We start from the raw sequence: 22,399 nt of genomic DNA on the forward strand, positions 1-22,399 counted from the left end.
GGTGCTGAAGTGAATGCCATCCATCCGAAGTGGCCCGCCGCTCGGAGGTTCTGGCCGAGAGGGCCCTGCCGATCAGGCTATGTCACACGCAATTCCTCGAAAAGATCGTTGCGCAGTGGATCAGCATGAGGACATTTACGGATATATGACGAGTCAAGCCTCGGGCATCCCGGCCCCATGACACGCATCCTCATCATCAACGGCCATCCAAGCGGAGAGCCGGATCACTACGTTCCGGCCCTGGCATCCGCCTACGAGAAAGGGGCGCAGGAGCGACACGAGGTAAGGAGACTGGATATCGCGCTACTTGAATTCGCGATGCTTCGTGAGCCGCGTGTTTGGAATGAGCTTGAGCCGGAAGAGGACGTTCTCAAGGCACAGGAGGACATCGAATGGGCTGAGCATATCGTCATCCTTTACCCGCTTTGGATGGGCGATGTGCCCGCGCTACTCAAAGCCTTCCTCGAGCAGGTGCTGCGTCCGGGTTTCGCGATTGAGATTACGGCGCAGGCGAGATGGCGAGGTTTGCTGACGGGTAAATCGGCGCGTGTCATCGTTACGATGGGAACGCCAGCGCCGGTCTATCGCCTGTTCTTTCGCTCCCACAGTGTGAAGAGCCTCAAACGCCACATCCTTCATTTTGTCGGGATCAAGCCCGTCTTCACGACCATCATCGGACGCGTGGATAGCTGGCCGGGCTATCGCAGGAAATGGCTGAGGCGAGTCGAGGAACTCGGGCGGCGTGGGCGATGAACATGGTCGCAGCCGATGTTTCCGCGGTCACCATGGAGGCCATGGAGTTTTCGTCCGTGGGTTCGCCGCTTCAATTGGTTGAACGGTACGATGCCGTTGCCTGAAGCAAATGAAATCTTGCTCGAGGTGCTTGCCTGCGGGGTCTGTCGCACGGACCTCCATATCGTTGATGGCGATATCGAAGATGGACTGCCTATCGTCCCTGGTCATGAAGTGGTCGGACGCGTCATAGCGAAAGGCAATCAAGTAAACCGCTTCGCAATTGGCGATCGGGTGGGTGTGCCTTGGCTTGGTTCGTCATGTGGACGATGCGACTATTGTCGCCACCGTCACGAGAATTTGTGTGATGAACCGGTCTTCACCGGGTTTTCCGTCGATGGCGGTTACGCATCGCATTGCATTGCCGATACGGAGTACTGTTTCGCAATACCGCCGACCATTGACGACGTTCATGCCGCTCCCCTGCTTTGCGCTGGCCTGATCGGATATCGCGCCTTCTCGATGTGCGGCGATGCGATGCGGATTGGCTTTTATGGCTTCGGCGCTTCGGCGCATATCATCGCCCAGATCGCCACCGGGCTCGGATGCAAGATCGTCGCTTTCACCCGGCCAGGCGACGGGGCTGCGCAAGAGTTTGCGCGCGAGATGGGCTGCGTGTGGGCCGGCGGTTCAGATATGTTGCCGCCATTCGAACTCGACGCGGCAATCATCTTCGCCCCGGCGGGTGAACTCGTGCCGCAGGCCTTGGCCGCGGTCCGCAAAGGAGGCACCGTTGTATGCGCGGGCATTCATATGAGCGATATCCCGTCCTTTCCCTACGAACTCTTATGGGGCGAACGCCAGATACGCTCGGTCGCCAATCTGACGCGCGCGGACGGCGAAAGTTTCTTCACAGCGATCGCTGCCGTTCCGGTGAAAACGCGCGTCGAAGTCTTCCCGCTGGATCAGGCGAACGAGGCGCTCGAAAGGCTTCGCTCTGGATCAATCACTGGCGCAGCGGTGCTCGTTCCATGATGCGTATTGGTATCCTGTTTCTGGCAGCGCTCGTCGCGCTCTCGCAGTCTGCAATTGCGCAAAGCTCCTGGTCCACTGCGGAGGCCGAGAACCTGCATCGGTGGATGCAGCGCGCGGCAGAGGAAGGGATCGAATTGCCCGAAAAGGAGGCTATGGACCTTCGCACCTCGATAGATGCCGACGATCTCGAGAGCCTCGATCCCGTTGCGGACAAAGCTGCGCTCATATTGATGCGAGCATGGCGGGGCCGGTGTTGTGGCTTGGCGAAGCCTTCATGGTGGCACATCGATGGCCATCTGACTGACGCAGATTTGGAAGCTGGCTTGAAAGCGGCTTTACAAGAGAGCTATCTCGACACCTATCTGCGCTCGGTCCGCCCGTCGCACCCTTACTATTCAGCGCTGGTCGGGGCACTTTCCGAGGAAACCGATCGAGACCGCCGCCAAGTCATCATCGCCAATCTGGAGCGCTGGCGCTGGCTGCCTGCACAGCTCGGCAAACGATATCTCCTCGTGAACATTGCCGCGCAAGAATTGACCTTGTGGGAGGACGGCGTCGTGATGGATAAACGGCGCGTGATTGTAGGAAAGCCCGTTACCCGCACTCCCGTTTTTACGACGCAGGTTAGCGGTGTGGTCCTTAACCCCTGGTGGGAAATCCCGTCGAGCATTGCCCGCGAAGGCATCGCCAGCTTCGTCAGGCGAAGCCCTGCTGCAGCGCGTGCTCGTGGCTACGTTTACCAGAATGGGCGATACAGGCAGATGCCAGGGGACAATAACGCTCTGGGCCGCATGAAACTGGTAATGCCCAATCCGTACAGCGTGTTCCTGCACGATACGTCAAACCGGGAACTGTTTGCCGAAGACCGTCGGTTCTTCAGCCACGGCTGTATCAGGGTGGACCGGGCGCTGAACTTCGTCGAAGTGTTGTTTGGGAACGATGGTTGGGACATGGCGCGCGTCGAACAAGAGGTGGCGACAGGCAGGACCCAGACATTCGAGCTCTCGGAAAGCCTCCCGCTTTACGTCACCTATTTCACTGCCGAGCCAAAGGCCGTTGGCAGCATACGGTTCTGGGAAGACATCTACGATCGCGACCCAGTGAAGATCTCCAGTTCCTCGCTCAGCGTGGCTACGGAGGTTTACGGATCATCTCTTTTCCTCGCTTCGTCCACATCGGACGAAATCCACGGAGAGCAGACATGCCAGAGTTGAGCGTCACACAACCGATGCCACAAGTTGCCAAGCGCTTTTCCAACCGCAAAGCCGAACGCGATTGGAGCGCCGAGGTCACTACCGAAAGCGGCGTGGAGATCCTGATTACCCCGGCGAGACCTGAGGACAAGGAAGCGCTCAGGCGCTTTTTCGACGGTGTCGCGCGCCGCGACATCTATTTCCGCTTCCTGTCTGGAATTCGCAAAGTCGATGAAGACCGCTTGATGGAGATGGTCGACGACTCAAACGATTGGACCATCGACTTCCTCGCCTTCGATCCGTGGACGGGCGAGATCATGGCTAGCGCGATGCTTGGTGCCGATGAAGCTTTCGACTGCGCTGAATTTGCCGTTTGTACCCGCGAAGACGCAAAAGGGCAGGGGATCAGCTGGGCCTTGCTCGATCACGCCGTTCGTTATGCGAAGGCTACGGGAGTGAAGAAGCTCACGTCGCTTGAAAGCGCAGATCAACATGATGCTGTGAAGCTCGAAAGAGAGATGGGCTTTAAGATCAAATCCAGTCCCGATCATCCAGGCATGATCATTGCAGAAAAGGTGTTCTGAGTACCATTCTAAGGAGGTTTCCGTATCCGGAGTGGCCCCTGTCCGCAGTAAAATGGATTCCCCCATAAAAAGGAAATTTGGGAGACCTGAAATGACTGACGAAACTATGCTTGCTGAAAGACCCCGCGAAAACGCCGGTCTGTCGGATTACCTGCGCGAACCGTTCAATCGGCTGCGCGGCGAAGTGGATCGGATTTTTGACGAATTCCCGCCGCGCTTCCCCACGACTAATCTCGGTCTTCGCTATCTTGCATCGCTGCCCATGCCGGCGCTCGAAATGCGCGAGACTGACAAGGAATACCACCTTGCGGTCGAATTGCCCGGAGTGCCTGGCGATGAAGTCGATATCAGCGTCGATGGCGACCTGCTAATTCTCAAGGGCGAGAAAAAGGAAGAGCGCGAGGAGAAAGAGCGGGACTACACCGTTTCCGAGCGCAGCTATGGCATGTTCGAGCGACGCGTCACTCTTCCTGGCGATTGCGACGCCGACGCAATCGAAGCCAGCTCTGACAACGGCGTGATTTCTATAACCATCCCTCGCATTAAGAGCGCACCTGAGAAGGCTCGCAAAATCGAGATTTCCACCAACACCAACAGCTGAGCGGGCATTGGGGGGAAGCCCCACCGCCAGCTCAAGGGCCATTCCGCGCCGATTCAGTCGGGGCGGGATGGCCCTTCTTCATGGCCAAGAGAAGCGGACCGAGATTGAGTTAGTTTTCGCTGGTGTGCCCGATGCCGGCCCTTTTGCCTGACGACACCACTCCGCACGCAGGGAGCCGTGTTCCAGCTTACCACACGGCCAACACCGCGAGAATCACGATGATGACTGATCTTTTACGACGGCGTTTCGGCGAAAGCCTCCTGGCGCATATTGCGGCCCATCATGCCATTGCCGGTGCATCGGAAGCAGTCTGCGGCGGTGCGGAAAGCAGTCCGAGGATCTGCTTTCCGAAGGCCCCCAGCCCGAACAGCATTGCCAGGAACAAGACGAGCAAGCCTGCGACCGGTATCAGCGCGAGCGCCAACAGGATAACGACGCCTCCCAAAGGCCACATGATCCCTTCAAAGGTGCTTTCTGCATTGCCGCTTTTCTTTGTGACGATCCTGCGCGCAGTCATCCCGATGAAATGCGCGGTGACCGCAACGGCGATCGGTGTGAGCGCTAGCGATACGATGAACAGGAATACTGCCAACGGAATCCCAATTCCTGTCCAGAGCAGGGCGATCCCGAGGACCGGAACTACCGCTGCGAACAGCGCCCCTATGCCCAGCGCCTGAAGAGGTGCGCCCGACAACATGTGCGACGTGGCCTGCATTACCCGCGGGACGATCAAAACCAGTAGCGCGACAATCACGAAATAGCTCACGATCATCGAGAGACTGAAAAACAGGAAGAACTGCCCCAAGCCCCTGGCGGCATCTTCGACCGCATAGGAATCGGTCGCTTCCAGCTCGGTGCGCTCACCCTCGATAATCGCTGCTGGATCTACCGTCAGGCTTGCGCTGCGATAGATGAGATCGCCCCCAATCCGAGCATTCGGGCCAAGGGTAATCGTGTCGCCTGAGAGCCGAGCCGTCCCCGGGACGACGGAGTTCACGAAAATCTCATTCGCACCGATCCGCAGGTCCTGGCCAACGGGCCCTTCAAACCTCACTTCGCCGCCAGCAATGACAGCGGTTCCACCGATCTCGAATGTCTCTTTCGCCGCGATTTCACCGCCCGCGATGATGACATCATCGGCGATGGTGGCGGCCTCCAGCTGGATATCGCCACCCGCCGCGACAACATCCTTGACCTGAGCGTTCGAGACTGTGAGATCGCCGCCAGCAAGGAAGAGGTGGTCAGCTTGTGCGCCGACGACATCTATGCTGCTGCCAGCGGCGAAGAGATCGTCCGTGGTCTCTTGCGATACGCGCAGCTCTTCGGCGGCGAGGAAGATCATATCGCTCGCTTGAGCCGTGTCGGCTGGGGCAGGCGCAGCTGCGTTTTGACCGACAGAGCTCGCGGGCAGGGCAAGGGCGCTGCATGCGGCAATTAGTCCGAGTGTCATGCGTTTGACTGGCGCTTGGTTAAAGACGGTCATGGCAATTCCTTCCCGCCGGGCGATTTACCCGACTGCATGCCAATTGTGCCGTTGGTGCATGGCAGCCAGTATCCGTAAATATCCGGATGCGGGCTCAGCCGCATCATCTCAGCGCAGTCACGAAGCACAATCGATGCAGCGAGTTGCAATTGGGCGGGCTTTAAGCCGTGCCTCGCCGATCTCCTTGCCGCATTGCGCGCAGGTGCCATAAGTGCCGTTCTCGATCCGCGCCAAGGCGTAGCCAATCTGTGTCATCTCAGCTCTTAGCGCCTCGTCGACACCTTCCAGCGACTGGTCATCGGCCAGATCGATGGCTTGCTCGCTGAAATCGGCATCGAGTGGGTGCCGCAGGTCATCCTCTATGATCTCCGCACGGTCCAAGAGATCCTTGAAACGGGCTTTGAGCGCGGTCGCGAATTCGGCATTGTTGGTCATAAGCGCAATCCTGAAACAAGGCCGTGACAAACACGGCGATCACTCTTGCTAGGGCGTATCTGCGCCCCGAGGCTCTACGGCAATTTACGTAGTTCGCGAAAATGCGGTCGCGCTCATTGATCTCACTCCAGATTCTGAATGGAGGCGACTGCGATGCGATCAATTCTACTACATGTTCACGACGACAAATGCTTCGAAGCACGCCTTCAAGTGGCATTAGACATGGCACGGCAATGCAAGGGCCGCATAACTTTCGCGCAGGCTGCGCCCTATGATTTTGGCATGCCGACGGACTTCTATGGGGCCATGTCAGCCGAGATGATGGTCGACTACGGCAAGACTTCGAAGCAGTTTCGCGCCGACGTCGAGAAAGAGCTTTCGAACGAAGACGTGCTTTGGAGTTGGGTTTCATCAAGCGGTTCGGCTATGAACCTCATTGCGGGCCATGCTCCTATTCATGACGTCGTTATTGTAGGCGCGCACGATCCGCTTCAGCTAAATGGCTCGCCTTCCCGGTTTGTTGCGGAGTTGCTGGAGCGTGTCCGTGCACCGATCTTGGTAATTCCGGAACATGTGAATACCATCGATATTGAGGGGCCGGTTGCTCTGGCCTGGAATGGGGCACCTGAGAGTGCGCACGCTCTGCGGGCCGCGTTGCCCCTAGTCAGCCGAAGCAGTTCGGTTCACATCTTGACCGTCGAGGAGAAAAAGAAGGGCAGCCGGGAAGACAAGTTCGACCTGCCTTCGATGCAAGCTTCTGAATATCTGGCTCAACACGATGTAACGAGCGAATTAACCGAGCTGACCAGAAATAAGGGCGACTCAATTGCCGAAACTCTCGTGGAAGCCGCTCGGAGCCGCGAGGCGGGATACCTCGTTATGGGCGCCTACGGCCACTCCCGCTTCCGCGAACGGATACTTGGTGGGGTCACGCGCGATATGCTGCGTGAGCCGCAATTGCCTCTGTTCCTTGCCCATTAGGGTGCGCTCTGGACTTTAGGGGAGAACACCAATCATGTGGATAGCCAGAGCTCTTGGCACGCTTGTTCTTGGAGGTGCAGTCTACGCATGGTCCACCAACTTGTCGCGTGAGTTCAAGCGCCGACGCCGGGAGGCATCCTGCAAGTTGATGCTGGAAGGGAAGAAGCTTGAACGAGAGGATATCGCGCATCTTCCGGGGCCAGCGCAGCGCTACATCGAGCTAACCAGTTCGCTCGGTAAACCTGTCGTGAGCGAAATCACGATGGAGTTTGAAGCGACCATGTACGATGCGCCGGGAACCAAAGGGATGACTGGCCTCGCATCGCAGTATGATCGTTTCGACGAGATGCACCGCCTTTTCTTCATGCGTACTATGATGAAGGGCTTACCCATCAGTGTTTTGCATGACTTCGAAGTCGACGAGGCGACCATGAAGGTTCGTGCAGCAGGACTGTTCAATGTCGTGGATGCGAGCGGCCCTGAATTGACGCGCACCGAGACGGTGACAATCCTGAACGACATTGCGTTCTTTGCTCCATCGAGGCTCATCGACGATCGTCTCGAATGGACAGAAATCGACGACAAGAGCGCGAAGGTCGCATTGACCGTTGGGACAAACACGGTTTCGGCTGAGCTGATTTTCAATGAGGCGGGTGAGCTGGTCGACTTCATCTCCGAAGACCGGGGCATGATGGGAAGGGACGGCAGCTTACGAATTGCCCGCTGGTCCACGCCGCTGGGCAATTATCGCAGGTTTGATGGCTGGCGTATCGCAAGCGAAGGCGATGCGATCTGGCACCTTCCAGAAGGTCCATTTACCTACGGTCACCTACGCTTGGTCAAGTACGAAGCGCGCTAGCTATGAAGCGGCGCTGGCACATCGGATTGGTGATGATCGGCGGTCTGGTGGTGCTGGGCGCGACCGTCTCAATCTTCGGCAATCGCGCAGCCGACACGCGCAGGTCTGAACTTGCAGCGGAGCGCTCGCTTGCTGAAACCCGCCACGGGCAAATCGAGTACGCTAGTTGGGGCGAGGGGCCTCCGGTGCTGGTCATCCATGGCGCTGGCGGCGGATTTGATCAGGGTCGGCTGCTGGCCGAGGCCATGGCCGGCGATACCCATCGCTTCATCGCTGTATCGCGCTTCGGTTACCTCGGCAGCGTCATGCCCTCCGATCCGTCCACCGCTGCGCAGGCAGAGGCCATGTTGGACCTGCTCGATCGGCTCGGAATCAACCGGGCGAGCATTCTTGCCATGTCCGGCGGGGTGCCTCCCGCGCTCAAATTCGCGGAGTTGTTTCCTGATCGCACGGACCGGCTCGTGCTGTTGTCCTCCGCCCCCTTCACGCCTTTCAGCCCGGAGATTGAGGAACGGCCGATCCCGACCTGGGCATACTCCACTTTGCTGGGCAATGACGCGGTCTACTGGGCGCTGACGAAGGCTGCAGCTCGCCAATTGCGAAGCGCCTTCGATGCGCGCCCGGAATTGCTTAAAGGTCTCTCAGTTGAAGAGGTGCAGTTCGTTGATCGCTTAGTGGACGGCTTTTTGCCAGCCTCGGATCGGCTTGTCGGTGTTGGCAACGAAGGCGCTGCGGTCGATCCGGATGCAACCTACAAACTCGAAGCGATCCGCGCTCCAACACTGGTAGTTCATGCGAAAGACGACCAGTTGAACCCATTCCCAATCGCGGAGAGCATCGCAGATGAGGCTACCCAACGCCAAACTGCTTGAGTTTGAGAATGGAGGGCATTTGCTCCTAGGATATCACGCACGATTACGTGTGATCGTGGGGCAGCATTTACAGGGCACGGGCGAACGTCAGCATTCGTCGGTACTGGAGGAGACATAATGACCAAGTTAATCCGAATGCTCTGCGCGCTGATTGTCGCCGTCTCCTCGCTTACTGTCCATGATAAGGCTCGTGCCGATATTGTTGTCGAAAACGTCAGTATCGTTGACGTTGAAACGGGCGCGATCAATGAGCGACAGACTGTATTGATCGAAGGAAATCGGATAACCCGTATCGCCGACCAGTTCGAGCCTCCTGCCACAGCGGAGCGGGTTGATGGCGAAGGCAGGTTTCTGATTCCCGGCCTTTGGGACAGCCACGTCCACCTATTTTCGTCTGCGACCGAGCCTGACACGGCTTTGCCGCTCTATATCATTAATGGCGTGACAGGCGTGCGCGATATGGGCGCGCTGTGGCCGATTGCCGAGCAGCAAGCGCTTCAGGCGCAGATCGAGGCAGGCGAGGTTCTTGGACCGAGGCTCGTGCTGTCGGGAGCTTGGGTCGATGCCAGCCCCGGTTCGTGGCCCGGCATGTTTCTGGCAGATACACCCGAGCAAGCGCGCTCGGTCGTTGCGCGCATTGCCAGTCAAGGTTGGGCGGCGGTCAAATCTTATTCGATGCTGGACGAGGCAAGCTATCTCGCGCTGGGAGAGCCATCCGAAGAGGCGGACCTGCCGCTTGTTGGCCACATCCCCGAACGCGTTTCGCTGAAGACTGCGGTCGCCGCCGGGCAGGACGGTATGGAGCATTTCGGTCGTATTCCGATGGCATGTTCGACCGAGGAGCAAGCGATGCTCGATACTCTGCGGACCGCGATGGCGGCAGGCGCGCCGCTTGATCAGGTCTTTGGTATTATGGCTTCGCGCAACCGGATCATCCTCGAGAGCTGGGACGAAGAGCGGTGCCGAGGGCTACTTGCGGAGCTGGCTGCAGCGAAGCTTCATGTGAGTCCGACATTGGTTGTAGCTGATTTCTATCTCGGCAATTGGCCCAGCGCAGACACGCCGCGCATGCGAATGCTCCCAGCCGATGTTCGCGAAGCATGGGGGAAGCCGGATTTCCGACTGGAAGCGATGACCGACGAGGTGCGCGCGCTGGCGCAAGACAGCATCGCGCTTGACCGCAGGACATTCCTGATGGCGCACCGTGCGGGGGTCCCGATCCTTGCATCGAGCGATGCCTCCTTTGCTAATCCGTATCTGTTCCACGGGTTCTCGCTGCTCGACGAGCTTGAACTTTATGTCGAAATCGGCCTGTCGCCGCGAGAAGCGCTGTTTACCGCTACCATCGCGCCGCCGCGTTTCTTTGGGCTTGATGATCAGGATGGCTCTATCGTCGAAGGGCGACGGGCGGACCTGGTTCTCCTTGACGCGAACCCTTTGGAGGGGCTTGCAACCCTGCGCGAACCGCGAGCCGTTATTGTCAATGGACGCTTGCTCGGCAGTGAAGCGCTCGCCGCGATGGCGGCGGATTTGCGTGATAAGGCACAGTTGGGCGAGTAATCAGGCGCGACTAAAAAAGGCCGAAAACCAGCAAAGATCCGCACGCAATCGCACCGGCAATTGGGACAAAGGCCGGGACAACAAAACACTCTTTTGGCACCCGATCCTCGCGTCGTTTCACCCGCAGCAGCGATATATTCACGAGGACAAAGGTCACCAGCACGATTTGCGAAGTGCGCTCTGCGAGCAGCCCGATGGGAAACAGCTGCGAAAGCGCAATAATGACCGATACGACCGCTGCGGTTGCTACAAGCGGGGTCTGCGTGCGCTTTGAAACCGAGGCGAATTGCCGCGGCAGATAGCCTCGGTCCGCCATGCCATAGACCATCCGAGATGCCATGATGATCTGGATCAGGATCCCGTTCACAGTCGCGATCACCGCAATAACTCCAAAGGCATCGCGCACGATACCCGGTGCGTCGCCGAACGCGAGCAACAGAGGCGATGAGCTTTCCGCAAGCGCCTCTATCGGGATGGTCGTGATGACGGCGATGGTTGTCAGTATGTAGAGCGCGCTCGAGACGAACAATGTAACCAGCACTGCTCTTGGATACGCGCGGCGCGGGTCGCTTTACCTCCTCAGCGACGCTCGCCATGTCCTCGAAACCGATAAAGGCGAAGAAGGCCAGCGTCGAAGCGGCGAAGATGCCGAACCAGTGAGCCATTTCGAATGTGGGGATCAGAGCTGCCGCTGGCAGGATCGCAGGAGCAGGGCCGGCGAAACTCCATCCGATGACTAGAAGCAATCCAGCCACTTCGATCAAAGTGATTACTGCAGCAGCGGTGACGGATTCTTTGATGCCCCATGCAGCGAGCAACCCCATAACTACGACCGTCACGATCGCCAGAAGTGGGATCGGCAATCCAGTCAGACCGCTGAGATAACCTCCGGCTCCAATCGCCACGGCTGAAGCCGAGACGATGCCCGATAGTGCGATAAGGAGACCTATTGACGTGGTAAGCCAGCGCGTTTGAAAGCCGGCTTCGACATAGGCGGCGGCCCCGGAGCTTACAGGATAGCGCGTGGCCAGCTCGATGTAGGATAGCGCCGTAATACCGACAATCGCAGCCGCGATCAAAAAGGAAATCGGCGCGTAGATGCCTGCCTGCGCAGCCGTCGCCCCGACAAGGACATAGATCCCCGCGCCAAGAGTGACGCCCAGACCATAAAGGCTTAGCAATGGCCATGACAGGGCGCGTTTGAGCTTCGGGCCACCCTCTGGCTCCTGCGTAATCGCCGGGCCGGCAAAAGGATCTGACCCGGTCATACGGCGGTTTCTCTGCCCATGTCAGACCCTCAACCTCGCCCATACCGGGAGATGATCGGACGCTTGTGTGGCAAGGGAGCTTTGATGGACGCCCCATTCCAGCGCTTCGACCCGGTCGCAATGCATAATGCGGTCAAGACGGGCGAGAGGGCGCTGGCTGTGAAAGCTGCGCCCACAATCCAGCACTGAAAAATGCTTGCGAAACACCTTGAGGCATCCGGCGTTTCGGCGCCATTCGTTGAGGTCACCCGTCAGGATTGTCGGGCCGTGCTCTTGTTCTTCCCTCGCAAGATCGGCGATCACGTTGGCCTGCTTTGTCCGCCAGAGGCCCGAAAGATCGAGGTGCATCCCGAATACCGAAAGAGCTTTGCCTTTCACACTAAGTCTCGCGGTGATTACGCCTCGCGGTTCGAGGTAGGGAATATGGATGATATCGTGATGCTCAATCTCGATGCCCTCGCGAACAAGGATGGCATTGCCATGCCATCCCATGGAGTCGTGCTGGACATCGAGAGGCACGGGTTTGTAGTCGGAGTGTGCCTCGATCAGGAAGGCGGGCAAAGCGCTCTGGCGCTTGCCAAATCGACGATCGGCTTCTTGCAGAACGACGATATCGGCATCCACCTCCTCAAGCACATTCAGAATGCGGATCGGCCTGCGGGTCTGGTCGGTGCCGATTGCCTTGCGAATGTTATAGCTCGCAATCTTGATCTCGGCCATCGCCATCAGATCAGATCTGCCATAAGACGTGCTGTGTTTTGAGCCACTTTGGAGAGCAGAGAGCGCTCCTCCCACGTCTCCAGATCCAGCCTTTTGCAGCTATCAAGAAGCTGTTGCTCGATCTGCCGCAAATCTTCTGCGAAACCGGGATCGAAGGAGATGAGATCGACCTCGGCGTTCAGCTCAAAGGATCGCACATCCATGTTGCTTGTCCCGACGATAGATACCTCGTGATCAACGCGGAAGTGTTTGCCGTGGAGGAAGTCGGGGCCATGAAGGTAGATTTCCAGACCGGCTGCCATCAGCTCAGAGTAATAGCTTTGCTGCGCCAATCCGACGAGGCGGTGATCGCTGCGCTCAGGCGTGATCAAGCACACTCGCACTCCGCCAAGTGTCGCAGCCTTGATGGCCGAAATCATCGCGTCGTTGGGAATGAAATAGGGGGTTGTGATGACAATTTCTTCGGCAGCGTTGTACATCGCCTGAGCGAAGATCAGGTCCACTCCGACTTCGGGGCTCTCCGGTCCTGTCGCCACGATTTGCGCGCTGCAGCCTTCCGAGTTCGCCGGGCGAGGAAAGAACTCCGCGCTCGCCAGCTCCTCAAGGGTTTCGAGATACCAATCCAGGGCAAATACTGCCTGAAGTTGTGAGACTGCCGGCCCCTCAATCCGTAGCAGCAAATCCTTGTTGACCCAGCGCGAATGCTGAATCGGGTCCCAGATGTTTTGCGAGCCTGTGTAGCCCACTGTGCCGTCGACGACTGCTATCTTGCGGTGATTACGCAGATCGACTCTCGAGCTTCGAAGACGACGGCGCAGCGGAAGAATATCGTAGACTTCAACCTCAACACTTTTCAGGCGTCGTTTTAGCTTTCGCAGCGAACCATATGAGCCGAGCGCATCTACAAGGACACGACAGACAACACCTCGCTCTGCTGCCCTTCCCAGCGCTTCGATGACCTTGCTGCCTATGCGATCATCCCTGAAAATGTAGAACTCAAGATGGACATGATGCCTTGCCGCATCGATATCCCTGATGATCGTGTCCAAAGCCTGCTCATAGACATCCAGCATCTCGATCCTGTTCCCCGCGGTTGCGGGAAAACCGCCGATGCCTCTGGCCAGGCTCTCGACTGCCTTGTTGTCGGAAGACAATTCTGGTGGTGACTCCGTGTCTTCGATCTGCGACTGGATGCGATCCAAAAGCCTAGGAAGCCGGTCGATCCGAGTCTTTCGGTCGGCGGCGAAATACGGTCGACCGATCAGCGCATATGCCACGAGCGCGACCCAAGGGAGGCCTAGGAAGACAAGCAGCCAGCTGCGCGCTTCGGCAGGTGGCCTGCGAAATGGAACGAGCACGAACGCGACGGCGGCAATGATCCATCCGGCGACCACGAACTTGTTCGCCCACAGCCATGCTGGCCAGCTCGGCAGCAGGTCTGCAATGGTCGTAGGATCGAACGGCGTCAGAGGAGCGCTCCCGTCAGCGACATTCGCTGTGATTGTATAGCATCGAACGCCAGCATCAGTTTCTTCTCGATATGAAATCGAGTACGACTTCCCAAGACCCGAAGCCCAGGAAGATCCGGCCAGCCATCATGGACAGAAGCATAACCAGTAAGACAGCCCAAACGAACAGGATCCCGCCGGTGATGCGCCAGCTCTTTGGCGGCAGCCCCTGAAACAGGAACGTGGCGATCCCCGCTACGTTCACGCACACCAGATTGACGGCAAAGAGAAACGCCGCGTTCGCGCTAGCGACCGGAAAACCGGCGCCCAAATAGATGCCGACAGCAGCGAGCGGAGGAACCAATGCAACCGCTATCATCACTCCCACAAGTGCAAGTGATGCACCGCGGCTGAAGGCAAGAACACCTGCGGCACCGCATGCAAGAGCCAAGGCCACGTCCGCAGGCTGGACAAGGGTGCGGTTTCTGAGCTCAGGGGTTAGAGGGTCGATTTCGACAATCAATCCAAGGATTATTCCCGACACCACGGCGAAAAGACACCCGATGGCAAGGGTTATGGATGCTCTTTTTCCGAGTTTGCTATCGCCCACCGTCGCGGCCAGCGCCACTCCCATGGTTGGTCCAAGCAAGGGCGCGATAATCATTGCACCGATGACCACTGCCGTCTGGCCACTGCGCATTCCGAGCCCCGCGATGATGGCAGAAAGTGTGACCGTGATGAGGTAAGATGGCCTGACATGCAGGCTTTCTTCGATATCATCGTAGAGTTTATCGGTGCTCAGCCTGTCACGGCTGAAGAACCGCTCCAGCGCCGTCGGGGGAGGAAGGTCTGTATCGAGCGGCAGTTCTGTATCTGGAGTTTCCTCGATTGGCGGTATGACAGCTTCAAGCGCTTCGACATAAGCGGCGAATTGCGGTTCTTCGTGAAAGACTTCGTACAGCTCATTCAGCAGTCGCTCCGTGTAGCGTTGCTGAACGATGCAGCTGAACTTTTCTTGCCCGCCGGGAACGGTTTCCCTCCAGAAGCGACGCGCATGCTTTCGCATAATCTCTTCCAGCTCTTCGATGCGCTTTTCCGGCAGATAAATCTTCACAATCCTTGCGGACATCCAACCTCTTTCCGAGCCGCCCGATGAGCCCATCTACGCCGTAGCGGGGTCGCCAAGGCTGTATCTATGGAAACATCCTTAGTCACTGTTCATGTTCAGTGCGCCCGCGCGGATCAGACATTCACATCGAACAATGAGCCGATGAGGGCGGTTGCAGCCATGGCGAGAGCGCCCCAGCCTAGGACCCGAACGATTGCTCTTCCAAACGGTGCGCCTCCGGCTTTCGCTCCTGCGGCGCCCAGCATGGCCAGAGAGACGAGGGCGGTCGCTACGATGGTTGTGACATTCGCGGAGGAGGGAGCGGCAACCGACGCCAGGACTGGCAAGGACGCGGCCACGCTGAAAGTAATGCCAGATGCAATTGCGGCCTGAAGAGGCCGGGCTCTTTGCGCTTCGATGATCCCGATTTCATCGCGAAGGTGAGCGCCTAAAGCATCGTGTGCCATCAGTTCTTTTGCTACTGTCGCTGCGGTTTCGTCGCTCAATCCGCGCTCTTTGTAGCTCATCTCCAATTCGTCGAGTTCTTCGTCGGGCACTTCAAAAAGGGCTTGCCGCTCACGTTTGATATCGGCCCGCTCGGCATCCCGCTGGGAAGAGACTGAAATGTACTCTCCAGCGGCCATCGACATGGCACCTGCGGTAAGGCCCGCAATACCGGATAAGACGATTATGTGCTGCTCAGCCCCAGCGGATGCGATGCCAACTATCAACGAGGAGTTGGAGATAATCCCGTCATTTCCGCCCAGCACGGCTGCTCGCAGCCATCCGCCCCGATGGACATAGTGCGGGTCATCGGGATGGGCGTTTGTGGGGGCCATTTGAATCCAGTCTTATCTGTGGCGGCTCCGTAGTGTGCTTCTTGAGCGAAGCCCGGCTGCTCGACAATCGAGGTGGCTCATCGATCGTACAGAGCTACTTCGACAACCAGCTCTCGGCAGCTTCGTTTTCGCCTAGTTCGAAGCTTTTGATTTTGATGCCCGGAAACACGGCACCTTCGATTTCCGCGGTTGTCCTGATCCACGCGGAATCGCTGAGAACTGCGCATTTGTCGAATTTGCCGAGCAGGCCAAAGAGTTTGGGCAAGCGGCTGAATTCCACCGCGATCGCTCCCACGGTCGGCAGCTCGAAGTCGGTAATTCGATAGAGCATTAGACCATTCCTAATGCCGTCTGACACCTCGATTAGCTTATCAAGAGCAGTTCCCATCTGGTCTGAATTGAGCTCGCCGTCGAGTTCGATGTCGACCCGATTTGGTGATGATTTCGTAACCTTGAGCATTGGCGGACCTCTCATGTCAAAGGTGCCTCGTCGGTGCAGAAACTATGGATCACCAACACATAGGATTTGCGGCGGTCAGCATTGCGCTGAGGCAGTCGGCGCATTCTAGATTAGAAGAGATAAACCGCTCTCAGTAATTACCCTTAGTCGACCGTCCGGCTGCCCTTGGGTCGGAAAGGGTACGCCTATCCGAAAGCGTCAGTAGGCTGTGGCAGGAGGAGGGGCAGCTCCTGCCGTTCGGAGCAGGGCTAAACAGCAGATCATCACGCTCTGGATGCGTTGATCGCGCCAATGCAACGACTTGGCGCAAAGTCCGGATTTTGTGGGTATCAGTGGGGGTACTTCTTGGGCTTGCGCTGAAATTAACTAGTGGAAACAAGTAGATAGATGTTCTCCATATGTCCCTCCTCCGCTACCAACATTGTCACTTCAGCGACGTTGGCTTACGCATCCGTTCATGGGAAGCTGGAGATCCCGTGCACTTGCCTTTTCTGCGGCGCTGCTGGCGCTTGCGGGACTAGTTTTCTGGCTATTCTGGACGCCGCTCCCATCTGCAACCGCCCGTGACGCAGTGGGTAAAGAGCGGATTGTTGAACGGGGTGGCCGACAAATAGCCTATTACGTCAGCGGGCAAGGGGCGCCAGTGCTCTTGCTCGCGAGCCTGGGGCGCGAAGCGAGCGACTTCAACGAACTGGTGAAGGACCTGAACGCAGCTGGCTATCGCACGATCGCTTTTGAAGCGCATGGAATCGGCAATTCCGACATCCCCGCACGAGACTTCAACCTGCTGGACATCGCGAACGATGTTGCCATCGTCGTGGAGGGCGAAATCACCGCCCAGGAAGACGTGGTGGTCGTCGGGCACGCATTTGGAAACCGGGTGGCAAGAGCGTTCGCCACGCTCTCTGATGACCGGGTTGGCGGCGTGGTCCTGATTGCATCAGGCGGCAGAGAAGGCGTGCCTCCGAAAGCGAACGAGGCCTTGAGGGCGATCTTCAACCCACTTCGTTCATTTGCCCAGCGCAAATCAGACGTGCAGTTCGCATTCTTTGCAGAAGGCAACGTGATCCCCGGTTACTGGGCCAGAGGCTGGCACACCGGGACAGCGATCTGGCAAGGCAAGGCAGCAAGACAGCCTTATGAGCAATGGGGCGCAGGCGGGACGAAACCCATGTTAATCCTGCAAGCCGAAAAGGATAGGATCGCGCCGCCGGAGGATGCCGGTTTGCTGTTGGCTCGCGACATGCCTGACCGGGTAAAGCTGGTCTTGGTGCCAAGAGCGGGACACGCCTTTCTGCCTGAGCGTCCGGATAAGGTCGCAGCCGAGATCATTGCTTTCATCGATGAATTGCGCTCGCAAGACGCAACAGGCGACTAACCCCGCTCCGCGTGTCGGGCTGTAAGTCGCGCGTATGGTAATCGCATTCGCGGTGACACAAGCGAGTATTGGATCGCTTCGCTGCTCGGGAATTTGCCTGCAAGGACGGCACTCGGCGAATCGCCTCATCGGGCCTCCGTCAAATCGCGCGAATTCTCGAAGTTGCATATCCGGTAAGCAATTCCACGCTGCTTCGAGCCGGATGGCCTTTACCAGATCTTAGCGATTGCAGCACGCAGGTCTCTGCGATTTCTGGCGCATTCGACGCTCAAGGGGAGGCTTCACACTTCTTTCAAATTTCTTACCATTTTAACCTTCTTGATAAAGGAGAACCCAGAACCTCCTCGGCTATTCCCGGTGTGTGATCGGTGCATCAAAGCACCCGCAACATTTAAATGAAGCGCTGAAGTCATTGTCGATCAGCACCGCGACAGCCGCAGTTGCCATTTCGCTAGCCAGTTCGGCCAGCGCGAATGACACACGGCCCTATGTGATGCCGCAACTGGACACGATGCTGTTCGCAGAAGGCCCCTCGGCTGCCGCATCAGCAGACGTTTCAGTGAGCGCGAGTGAGACCATCGCGCCTGTGACTATGGAGCAGGTCGCTTCGGTCTATCTGCCCGAGACCAATGCGCAGCCGACCGTCGAAGCGAACGCTCTCGAGGCTCTTATCATCGAAGACGGCCCTACAAACGCGCCGGAAGGTTTGCTGACCCTCCCTTCATCCAGTTTCAATACGACGAATGACCGCGTCTTGACCACGCGCAGTCTGACACCGAACGCAATTGACCCGTATTATGGCGACATCGATGCATTCTACGGTGATATTGTCGCATTCTATGGCGATATCGACGCGTTCTGGGATGACATCAATCCGTTCTACGGCGACATCGACGCGTTCTATGGCGATATTGATGCGTTCTGGGGTGATAGAAGCCCCTTTTACGGAGATATTGGCGCATTTTGGGGCGATATCGACGCATTCTGGGGCGACATCGTCGCATTCGATCAAACGCATTTGGCATCGGTTGGCGATTTCTGGAACGTGAACGGTGCGCTGATTTCACAGACGGACAGCCTGTGGACCAACTTGCAAGCGAACTCCGCCACTTTCGGCGAATACAGAGCCGTCTCCGACAATTTGCAGACCTTGCTCGATGATGCCGTGGCAAAATTCGGCTCGGCTGGCTTCACCGAAGCCAAGGGCGCGGACATTCTTGCGCGGCATGGGTTGGAAATCGGTCAGCTCGGCACCATCCAGAGCCTTACGGCGGGACAGCGCGCAGCGTTCTATCTCGACTGGCACGACAGCGTAATGACCTACGCCGGGATCGACCACGTCGATCACTGGATGGGCACTGTAAACTGGACGCCATCGGTAACCCAGATCCAGGGTTCTGGTAGTCAGACCCTTGTCGGGGTGATCGATTCCAACTTTGGTTCGAACGGCGACCTTGCTGACAATCTGGTTTGGAGCTCGGGAACCGACAATGATCTGAATGGTCACGGTGCGGGCGTTGCGAGCCTTATTGTTGGCGCACATGATGGCCACGGGGTGATGGGTATCGCGCCGAACGCCAAGGTTGCAGCCTATAATCCGTTTGATGCCGATGGCCAGGCTACGTGGGACAGCGTTGCTCTCGGCATCTGGGCGATCAAGGGCCAGGCAGTCTGGAATTCGCTCATCGGCGAAAACCAGCGCGCCAGCGTTATCAACCTTTCGCTTGGCGAAGCCGGCTGGGTGGCACCTCAGGGTCTTGCTGACATGTTCGTACCGTTGGGATATCAGCACCCTGAGCGACAGCACCGTATATGTGATTGCCGCAGGCAACGATGGTATCGCGCAATCAACCGACATCGAGTGGGATTTCACGACCACGCAATACTCGCAAGTTGATCCGATGATGGCGCTCATGATGGGCTATTCCGTCTCTACGGATTCGGACAGCGATACCGCTGCGATCTTCGTGGGTTCGGTTCGCCCTGACGGCTCGATCTCGGAATTCTCGAACCGCCCCGGCGATGCGTGTCTGCTGGACAATGGTGTGTGCCACAGTGGCAATGAGCTCATGAACCGTTTCATTGTTGCCCCGGGTGAATTGCTGCTGGTGAACGATGGCAGCGGCGGCCTTGCGCGCCGCTCCGGCACGTCATTCGCCGCGCCGCTCGTTTCGGGTGCGATCGCACTTCTGCATGACCGCTGGCCTTGGCTGTCGGATCACTCGCATGAGACAGCGGACATCATCTTCCGTTCAGCCAAAGACCTTGGTGCCCCCGGTGTCGACCCCGTCTATGGCCACGGCCTGCTCGATGTGACCGCGTCACAGGCGCCGCTCGATTTTGGTGCGCTGACCTATACCTTCTACCAGAGGAAGGGCAAAAACTACCGCTCCACGACGCAGACAGCCAGCAATCTGCTCGGGTCCGGCGTGCCGTCATGGTGGGAAAGCAGCGACGTCTTCCTGACCACATTCGAAGACATTGGCGACACCTACAGCGACTTCGCAATTCCGATGTCCAGCTTTACCTATGGCAAGCAGACCAACACGCTTGGCAATGGGTACCAGCGAATGCAGGATTTTGTGTCCGATCGTTTCGCCAACTGGTTGCTCAGCAATGGCGCAGACAAAGACGGCGACGGTAATCTGGGTGTGAGCCAGGTACGCTCCAACGCGATGGAAACCCAAGGCCAGTGGTCGATGCGTTTCGATGCCATTGCCCCGCGTTTCAGCGATGATGGCGCGATGCGGCCGGTCCACAATGCGGCCACTTTGTCGAACCCGAAGGGCAACACGTCCTTCACGCTGGGTCATGGTCAGGGTGCGCTGGCACTGGCTGGCAACAATTTCGGCATCATCAGCGATCATGACCACGAAACAGGCGGCGTTAACCCCGTCCTCGGTCTTGCATCGGGTGAAACTTTCGCCGGAGCAACATACAAGCCGGCCTCCGCGACTATCGTAAGTGTCGGCTACAGCCAAAACCGCGAAGACTGGCGCGATCTGGACGGCGTCTCGGAAATCGAGCGCAACGTGCAACGCGCTTTGGGAGCGCGTGAAGCAGAAGCCCTTACATTCGGAGTTGAGCAGAAAGTCACCAAGACCCTCTCGGTGAATGCGCAATATACCTATCTGCGTGAAAAGGACGCTGTGCTCGGGGCGCAGACAACCGTCGAGAGTTTCCTCGGCGAAGGCTCGCGCACCAACGCCGTGACAGTGTCCGCATCGATGGATCTGGGTGACGGCCTTTCGTTCGATCTGTCGGCAACCGGCGGTGCAACGAAGACTGCCGATGGCCAGCTTCTGGCAACCTCACGCGATGTAATGAGCACCGCGGGTCAGTTCACCGTGAACAAGCGCGGTGTCATGGGCGACCGTGATATCCTTCGGGTGTCGGTTGGTCAGCCGCTCACAGTCGAAAACGGCGAGCTTGAACTGCGCAGCGAGCAGGTTGTCGATCGCCTGACAGGCGAACGCGGTGTCGTGACGCAGACCATCGGGATCGAGACCAAGCGCCGCTATACCGGAGAGATCATTTACGCGGCGCCCGTCAGCAAGACTTCCGAATTGGGCGTGGTCGGACGCTACATCAGCGCCGGAGAAATCGGGCAGGACGAAAGCTTCATGGTCGGTGCGAATTTTGGACTGCGGTTCTAAGACCGCAGCATGGACTATCGGCGGGCTGTTTGGCGGCCTGCCTGCCAGAGAAGATAAGTAAGGGATTGTGATATGATCTACGGAGCAATCAAGGCAATCGCACCCGCCGCTGCCGCGTCGCTTTTGGCGCTCGCTGCACCTGCAACGGCGCATGTCGAAATGCCGGTCGACGTCTATCAGTCGAGTGTTGATAAGGCCCGCTCGCTGATGGTCAAGAACCCGACCGCCGCTCTCGACCTTGCCCGCGGCGCGAAGCATCTGGTCGACACTGAGGCAGCGAATGCGCTCATGAACGGCCTGATCGCCAACTGGCTCGAAGGCGAGGCTTTGCTCCGGCTCAATCGCAGCGAAGAGGCGGTCGGAGTTATCCGACCGGCTCTCGCCGAGGCTCAGAAATCGTTCGCAGAAGAGAAGATCTACGCTGACCTGCTGCGCTCGGCAGCATCGCTCGAAGGTCGGACAGGCAATTCGCGCCAGGCGCTCGCTCACTTTCTCCTCGCGCAGGAGCAGTACGAGAAGCTCGGTGAAACGCGCAGTCAGGCCATCGTTCTGCAGAACATCGGGTCGCTCTACTCGCGGGCGCGTGAATACGAACGCGTCCTGACATACTACCGCAAAGCCGCCGAAGTATTTTCCGACGACGCCATCCTGTCGCTGTCGGCGCACAACAATATCGGCAACGCGTTGAAGGGAATGGCGCGTTACGGTGAAGCCGGAAACGAATTTGCCAAGGCCCTGAATATCGCGAAGAAGATGCATAGCCCGCTGCTCGAGGCACGCATCCTCACCAATCTCGCTGCGGTGCAGCGACTTGGCGGCGATGGGGCGCAGGCTGAAGAGACCGCAAGGATCGCTCTGGCGCTTGCCGAGGACCATGCCCCCGACTGGACCCCCTTCATTTACGGTGTCCTTGCACAAGTCGAAATTGATCGCGGCGAACTTGTGCAGGCCGAGGTCTATATCAACCGCACCTTCGCCAATGTGTCCGTGGATAATACCAATGCCCTGTTCCGCGATTTCCACCAGGCCGCAGCGGAGATCTTCGAGCGCAGCGGCAAGGCCGACCTTGCGGAGCGTCACGCGGCAGCATTCGCTCGCCTTGATCGTGAGGCAGAAAAGGTGACGCTTGCTGGGTGATCCTGCGCTCTTTGTTTGCCATCGATCCCAATGACTTCTGAAATTGACCG

General features: G+C 58.0%; 21 protein-coding genes and 1 pseudogene. 13 read left to right on the forward strand and 9 right to left on the reverse strand.

All coding sequences use genetic code 11. From position 1 onward, the window contains the following. Positions 1 to 177: 177 nt before the first annotated feature. From AC0L39_RS07245 to AC0L39_RS07265, 5 genes are all read left to right on the forward strand, one after another. Positions 178 to 753 carry an NAD(P)H-dependent oxidoreductase gene (locus tag AC0L39_RS07245; protein ID WP_473261907.1) on the forward strand — a complete coding sequence of 192 codons (576 nt, stop codon included), beginning with the start codon at positions 178 to 180 and terminating at the stop codon, positions 751 to 753. 96 nt (positions 754 to 849) lie between these two features. Further along, entirely contained in the window at positions 850 to 1,767 is a 918-nt protein-coding gene (locus tag AC0L39_RS07250) for a zinc-dependent alcohol dehydrogenase family protein (protein ID WP_473261909.1), read from the forward strand. Continuing rightward, complete coding sequence (locus tag AC0L39_RS07255) at positions 1,764 to 2,981, forward strand: L,D-transpeptidase family protein (protein WP_473261911.1); 1,218 nt, start codon at positions 1,764 to 1,766, stop codon at positions 2,979 to 2,981. The genes AC0L39_RS07250 and AC0L39_RS07255 overlap by 4 nt, the downstream gene beginning before the upstream one ends. A 14-nt stretch (positions 2,982 to 2,995) precedes the next feature. Then, positions 2,996 to 3,544: a GNAT family N-acetyltransferase gene (locus AC0L39_RS07260; protein WP_473261913.1), complete on the forward strand. Its 549-nt coding sequence runs from the start codon at positions 2,996 to 2,998 to the stop codon at positions 3,542 to 3,544. Positions 3,545 to 3,635: 91 nt separating this feature from the next. Then, entirely contained in the window at positions 3,636 to 4,145 is a 510-nt protein-coding gene (locus AC0L39_RS07265; protein ID WP_473261915.1) for an Hsp20/alpha crystallin family protein, read from the forward strand. Between the two features lie 280 nt (positions 4,146 to 4,425). On the opposite strand, the gene AC0L39_RS07270 is transcribed toward AC0L39_RS07265, so the two are convergent. Continuing rightward, positions 4,426 to 5,595, reverse strand: coding sequence for a DUF8173 domain-containing protein (locus AC0L39_RS07270; protein WP_473261917.1), 1,170 nt, complete (start codon positions 5,593 to 5,595; stop codon positions 4,426 to 4,428). 150 nt (positions 5,596 to 5,745) lie between these two features. Continuing rightward, the gene (locus tag AC0L39_RS07275; RefSeq protein ID WP_473261919.1) at positions 5,746 to 6,063 is read right to left on the reverse strand and encodes a TraR/DksA family transcriptional regulator; all 318 of its coding nucleotides are present in this window, start codon (positions 6,061 to 6,063) and stop codon (positions 5,746 to 5,748) included. Between the two features lie 153 nt (positions 6,064 to 6,216). Between AC0L39_RS07275 and AC0L39_RS07280 the strand changes: the two genes are divergently transcribed. The 4 genes from AC0L39_RS07280 (at position 6,217) to AC0L39_RS07295 (ending at position 10,335) form a co-directional block, all read left to right on the forward strand. Next, on the forward strand, positions 6,217 to 7,044 hold the full coding sequence (locus tag AC0L39_RS07280) for a universal stress protein (protein WP_473261921.1): 828 nt from the start codon (positions 6,217 to 6,219) through the stop codon (positions 7,042 to 7,044). A gap of 148 nt (positions 7,045 to 7,192) precedes the next feature. Beyond that, on the forward strand, positions 7,193 to 7,903 hold the full coding sequence (locus AC0L39_RS07285) for a DUF6544 family protein (RefSeq protein WP_473261923.1): 711 nt from the start codon (positions 7,193 to 7,195) through the stop codon (positions 7,901 to 7,903). A 2-nt stretch (positions 7,904 to 7,905) separates the two neighbouring features. Next, entirely contained in the window at positions 7,906 to 8,775 is an 870-nt protein-coding gene (locus tag AC0L39_RS07290) for an alpha/beta fold hydrolase (protein ID WP_473261925.1), read from the forward strand. A 117-nt stretch (positions 8,776 to 8,892) separates the two neighbouring features. Next, on the forward strand, positions 8,893 to 10,335 hold the full coding sequence (locus tag AC0L39_RS07295; RefSeq protein WP_473261927.1) for an amidohydrolase family protein: 1,443 nt from the start codon (positions 8,893 to 8,895) through the stop codon (positions 10,333 to 10,335). A 10-nt stretch (positions 10,336 to 10,345) separates the two neighbouring features. Here AC0L39_RS07295 and AC0L39_RS07300 read toward each other — a convergent pair whose 3' ends face one another. The 7 genes and pseudogenes from AC0L39_RS07300 to AC0L39_RS07330 form a co-directional block, all read right to left on the reverse strand. Further along, complete coding sequence (locus tag AC0L39_RS07300; protein WP_473261929.1) at positions 10,346 to 10,876, reverse strand: APC family permease; 531 nt, start codon at positions 10,874 to 10,876, stop codon at positions 10,346 to 10,348. A gap of 40 nt (positions 10,877 to 10,916) precedes the next feature. Beyond that, positions 10,917 to 11,603, reverse strand: a pseudogene (locus AC0L39_RS07305) (APC family permease); the annotation flags it as partial. A 21-nt stretch (positions 11,604 to 11,624) separates the two neighbouring features. Continuing rightward, the gene (locus AC0L39_RS07310) at positions 11,625 to 12,329 is read right to left on the reverse strand and encodes an endonuclease/exonuclease/phosphatase family protein (RefSeq protein ID WP_473261931.1); all 705 of its coding nucleotides are present in this window, start codon (positions 12,327 to 12,329) and stop codon (positions 11,625 to 11,627) included. Beyond that, entirely contained in the window at positions 12,329 to 13,717 is a 1,389-nt protein-coding gene (gene cls, locus AC0L39_RS07315; RefSeq protein ID WP_473261933.1) for a cardiolipin synthase, read from the reverse strand. The genes AC0L39_RS07310 and cls overlap by 1 nt, the downstream gene beginning before the upstream one ends. A gap of 130 nt (positions 13,718 to 13,847) precedes the next feature. Continuing rightward, the gene (locus tag AC0L39_RS07320; RefSeq protein ID WP_473261935.1) at positions 13,848 to 14,900 is read right to left on the reverse strand and encodes a TIGR00341 family protein; all 1,053 of its coding nucleotides are present in this window, start codon (positions 14,898 to 14,900) and stop codon (positions 13,848 to 13,850) included. Positions 14,901 to 15,013: 113 nt separating this feature from the next. Beyond that, entirely contained in the window at positions 15,014 to 15,718 is a 705-nt protein-coding gene (locus AC0L39_RS07325) for a VIT1/CCC1 transporter family protein (RefSeq protein WP_473261937.1), read from the reverse strand. A gap of 94 nt (positions 15,719 to 15,812) precedes the next feature. After that, the gene (locus tag AC0L39_RS07330; RefSeq protein WP_473261939.1) at positions 15,813 to 16,178 is read right to left on the reverse strand and encodes a SpoIIAA family protein; all 366 of its coding nucleotides are present in this window, start codon (positions 16,176 to 16,178) and stop codon (positions 15,813 to 15,815) included. A 643-nt stretch (positions 16,179 to 16,821) separates the two neighbouring features. Between AC0L39_RS07330 and AC0L39_RS07335 the strand changes: the two genes are divergently transcribed. The 4 genes from AC0L39_RS07335 to AC0L39_RS07350 all read left to right on the forward strand — a co-directional run bounded on the left by AC0L39_RS07335 (position 16,822) and on the right by AC0L39_RS07350 (position 22,349). Next, positions 16,822 to 17,556, forward strand: coding sequence for an alpha/beta fold hydrolase (locus AC0L39_RS07335; RefSeq protein WP_473261941.1), 735 nt, complete (start codon positions 16,822 to 16,824; stop codon positions 17,554 to 17,556). A 412-nt stretch (positions 17,557 to 17,968) separates the two neighbouring features. After that, positions 17,969 to 19,453 (forward strand): S8 family serine peptidase, encoded by a 1,485-nt coding sequence (locus AC0L39_RS07340; protein WP_473261943.1) that lies wholly within the window; start codon positions 17,969 to 17,971, stop codon positions 19,451 to 19,453. Continuing rightward, a complete protein-coding gene (locus AC0L39_RS07345) occupies positions 19,371 to 21,212 on the forward strand; it encodes a S8 family serine peptidase (RefSeq protein ID WP_473261945.1) in 1,842 nt (613 codons plus the stop codon). The genes AC0L39_RS07340 and AC0L39_RS07345 overlap by 83 nt, the downstream gene beginning before the upstream one ends. A gap of 72 nt (positions 21,213 to 21,284) precedes the next feature. Next, a complete protein-coding gene (locus AC0L39_RS07350) occupies positions 21,285 to 22,349 on the forward strand; it encodes a tetratricopeptide repeat protein (protein ID WP_473261947.1) in 1,065 nt (354 codons plus the stop codon). The last annotated feature ends 50 nt before the right edge of the window (positions 22,350 to 22,399 follow it).

This window comes from Erythrobacter sp. K21-9 (assembly GCF_055808355.1).